The sequence below is a fragment of the Streptomyces sp. NPDC057271 genome (genome assembly GCF_042668715.1).
Lineage (GTDB): Bacteria > Actinomycetota > Actinomycetes > Streptomycetales > Streptomycetaceae > Streptomyces.
The window spans coordinates 1-3,905 of record NZ_JBHUYJ010000164.1 but is presented as its reverse complement, the minus strand read 5'-3'; the positions used below and the strand labels follow the sequence as shown (position 1 = coordinate 3,905).

General features: G+C 70.5%; 2 protein-coding genes. Both read right to left on the bottom strand.

The genetic code is table 11. The annotated features are described in order from the left end of the window. Positions 1–114 precede the first annotated feature (114 nt). A complete protein-coding gene (aceE, locus tag ACFUJR_RS37310) occupies positions 115–2,850 on the bottom strand; it encodes a pyruvate dehydrogenase (acetyl-transferring), homodimeric type (RefSeq protein ID WP_383181263.1) in 2,736 nt (911 codons plus the stop codon). A gap of 358 nt (positions 2,851–3,208) precedes the next feature. Further along, on the bottom strand, positions 3,209–3,832 hold the full coding sequence (locus ACFUJR_RS37305) for a GntR family transcriptional regulator (RefSeq protein ID WP_352191427.1): 624 nt from the start codon (positions 3,830–3,832) through the stop codon (positions 3,209–3,211). Positions 3,833–3,905: the final 73 nt, after the last annotated feature.

Below are 3,905 nucleotides of genomic sequence, written 5' to 3'. Positions count from 1 at the left end.
CCTTTGTCTGATGGTTGCCGGTGGGGGGTGGGGGTGTGGGGCGGCGGGGGGGTGGTTCCTCCCCTCTCGGTTCCTTTTTTTCCCGCACCCGTATACCTGTATGTCCGTCCGGCGTCAGAGGCCGTAGCGCTCGCGCGCCTCCTTCACCGCCGAGGCCGGGACCTCGCCGCGGCGGGCGAGCTGGGCCAGGGCCGCGACCACGATCGACTGCGCGTCGACACCGAAGTGGCGACGGGCCGCGTCACGCGTGTCCGACAGACCGAAGCCGTCCGCGCCGAGCGAGGACCAGTCCTGCTCGACCCACTGCGCGATCTGGTCCGGGACCTGACGCATGTAGTCCGAGACGGCGAGCACCGGGGACTCCACACCCTCCAGCGCCTCGCGGATGTACGGGACCCGCTCCTCGCCGCGCAGCAGCGCCGCGTCGGCCTCCAGCGCGTCGCGCCGCAGCTCCGTCCAGGAGGTCGCGGACCACACGTCCGCGCCCACGCCCCACTCGGCGGCGAGCAGCTTCTGCGCCTCCAGGGCCCAGTGGATGGCCGTACCGGAGGAGAGCAGCTGGATCCGCGGGGCGAGGGGGGCACCTCCCTGCTCGGGCGAAGCGGAGAGCGCGGGGGAGGGCAGCTCCAGACCGGCGGACTCGGCCGTGTTGAAGCGGTACAGACCCTTGACGATGCCCTCGTCGACCCCGGCCGGCTTGGCCGGCTGCGGCATCGGCTCGTTGTAGACCGTGAGGTAGTAGAAGACGTCCCGGTCCTCGCCCTCGGCGCCCTCGCCGTACATCCGGCGCAGGCCCTCCTTGACGATCGCCGCGACCTCGTAGGCGAACGCCGGGTCGTACGTCAGGGCGGCCGGGTTGGTCGCCGCGATGACGGGGGAGTGGCCGTCGGCGTGCTGCAGGCCCTCACCGGTCAGCGTCGTACGGCCGGCGGTGGCGCCGACGAGGAAGCCGCGGCCGAGCTGGTCGCCGAGCTGCCACATCTGGTCGGCCGTGCGCTGCCAGCCGAACATCGAGTAGAAGATGTAGAACGGGATCATCGCCTCACCGTGCGTGGAGTACGCGGTGGACGCGGCGATGAAGTCGGCCATCGAGCCGGCCTCGGTGATCCCCTCGTTGAGGATCTGGCCGTTGACGGCCTCCTTGTAGTACATCAGCTGGTCGCGGTCGACCGGCTCGTACGTCTGGCCCTTCGGCGAGTAGATGCCGAGCGACGGGAACAGCGACTCCATACCGAAGGTGCGGGCCTCGTCCGGGACGATCGGAACCCAGCGCCTGCCGGTCTCCTTGTCGCGGATCAGGTCCTTGACCAGACGGACGAAGGCCATCGTCGTCGCCATCGACTGCGAGCCGGAGCCCTTGTCGAAGGCGGCGAACGCCTTCTCCGCCGGGGCCGGCAGCGGGGCGAGCGCGTGCGAGCGGCGGGCCGGGGCGGGGCCGCCGAGAGCCGCGCGGCGCTCCTGGAGGTAGCGGACCTCGGCGGAGTCGGCGCCGGGGTGGCCGTACGGCACCACGCCGTCGACGAACTGCGCGTCCGAGATCGGCAGACCGAGGAGGTCACGCATGTTCTTGAACTCGTCGGTGGAGAGCTTCTTCATCTGGTGGTTCGCGTTCTTCGACGCGAAGCCCTCGCCCAGGGTGAAGCCCTTCACGGTCTGCGCGAGGATCACCGTCGGGGCGCCCTTGAACTCCAGGGCGGCCTTGTACGCGGCGTACACCTTGCGCGGCTCGTGGCCACCGCGCGAGAGGTGGAAGCACTCGAGGATCTTGTCGTCGCTCAGCAGCCGCGCCATCGCGACGAGCGCCGGGTCCTTGCCGAAGAAGTCCTCGCGGATGTAGGCGGCGTCGCGGGTCTGGTACGTCTGGACCTGCGCGTCCGGGACCTCGCGGAGGCGGCGGACGAGGGCGCCGGTGGTGTCGAGCGCGAACAGCTCGTCCCAGGCGTTGCCCCACAGCGACTTCACGACGTTCCAGCCGGCGCCGCGGAACTGGGCCTCGAGCTCCTGCACGATCTTGAAGTTGGCGCGGACCGGGCCGTCGAGGCGCTGCAGGTTGCAGTTGATGACGAAGGTCAGGTTGTCCAGACCCTCACGGGAGGCGAGGGCGAGTGCCGCCGTCGACTCGGGCTCGTCCATCTCGCCGTCGCCGAGGAACGCCCACACGTGGGACGCGGAGACGTCCTTGATGCCGCGGTTGGTGAGGTAGCGGTTGAAGCGCGCCTGGTAGATGGCGGAGAGCGGGCCCAGACCCATGGAGACGGTCGGGAACTCCCACAGCCAGGGGAGGCGGCGAGGGTGCGGGTAGGAGGGGAGGCCGTTGCCGCCCGACTCCTGCCGGAAGTTGTCGAGGTGGGCCTCGTTCAGGCGCCCGTCGAGGAACGCGCGGGCGTAGATGCCCGGGGAGGCGTGGCCCTGGATGTAGAGCTGGTCACCGGAACCGTCGGCTTCCTTGCCCTTGAAGAAGTGGTTGAAGCCGGTCTCGTAGAGCCAGGCCGCCGACGCGAACGTGGCGATGTGGCCGCCGACCCCGTGCTTGGCACCGCGCGTCACCATGGCGGCGGCGTTCCAGCGGTTCCAGGCGGTGATCCTGCGCTCCATCTCCTCGTCGCCGTCGATGACGGGCTCCGCGGAGGTGGGGATGGTGTTGACGTAGTCCGTCTCCAGCAGCTTGGGCAGGGCCAGGCCCGCGCCCTCGGCGTGCTGCAGCGTGCGGCGCATCAGGTAGGCGGCCCGGTGCGGGCCGGCGGCCTTGGTGACGGCGTCCAGGGAGGCCGCCCACTCGGCGGTCTCCTCGGTGTCACGGTCCGGGAGCTGGTCGAGCTCACTCGGAATCTTGCCTACGGGATCGGTCATGATCGCCGCCTTCCGGACAGATGGGGGTGGAGAAGGGGTGCCTTGTCTGGCAGGACAGGGCGAAGGGCCGGGTAGCGGCCCGCCGAAGACTGTAAGCCGCCGATCGATGATCGATCAAAGGGTAGCCGGGGAAAACCGCTCCAGATCGAGAAAGTCGGCACAGGGTGCCGCGAAAATGGGCACCGGGTGCCTTGTTTTCGCAGGTGAGAGGCCGGATGAGAGGCCCCTCGCACGAATGAGCGGGCCCGTGGAGGGCCCGCTCATCGCGTACGGAGGTGGTTCGGGTGCCGGGCGCCCGCCGGTGACTCGGGCCCGTGCGCCGGTGCGTCGGTGCGTCGGGCCGACGGGCCTCGCGCCGTCAGGCCCTCGGCGCGCAGCCGAGGACGTGCGCCTTGACCAGGGAGCCGATGTTCGGGTCGCCGCGGCGGAAGGCCTCCACGAGCTCCTGGTGCTCCTCGGCGTACGACTTCTGGACCGTGCCGAGCCAGCGGATCGACAGCGCCGTGAAGACCTCGATACCCAGGCCCTCCCAGGTGTGCAGCAGCACGCCGTTCCCGGCCGCCTTGACCAGCTCGCGGTGGAAGCCCACCGTGTGCCGCACCTGGGCCGTTCCGTCGGCCGCCCGGTCCGCCTCGTACAGCGCCGCCACATGCGGCTCCAGGGCCGAGCAGTCGGCCGCGAGCCGGGTCGCCGCGAGCTCCGCCGCGATCTGCTCCAGACCGGCCCGGACCGGGTAGCTCTCCTCCAGGTCGGCCGCGGTCAGGTTCCGCACCCGTACGCCCTTGTTGGGGGAGGACTCGATCAGCCGCAGTGACTCCAGCTCGCGCAGCGCCTCGCGGACCGGCGTCTGGCTGACCTCCAGCTCGGTCGCGATCCGGCGCTCCACGATCCGCTCGCCCGGCTTCCAGCGGCCGCTGACGATGCCCTCCACGATGTGCTCGCGGATCTGTTCGCGCAGCGAGTGGACGACGGGCACGCTCATGAAGCCGCTCCTTAAGGGACGCGTTGACACTCAAGACAATACGGCGGCGCCCCCGCCCGGAAACACTTCCGGG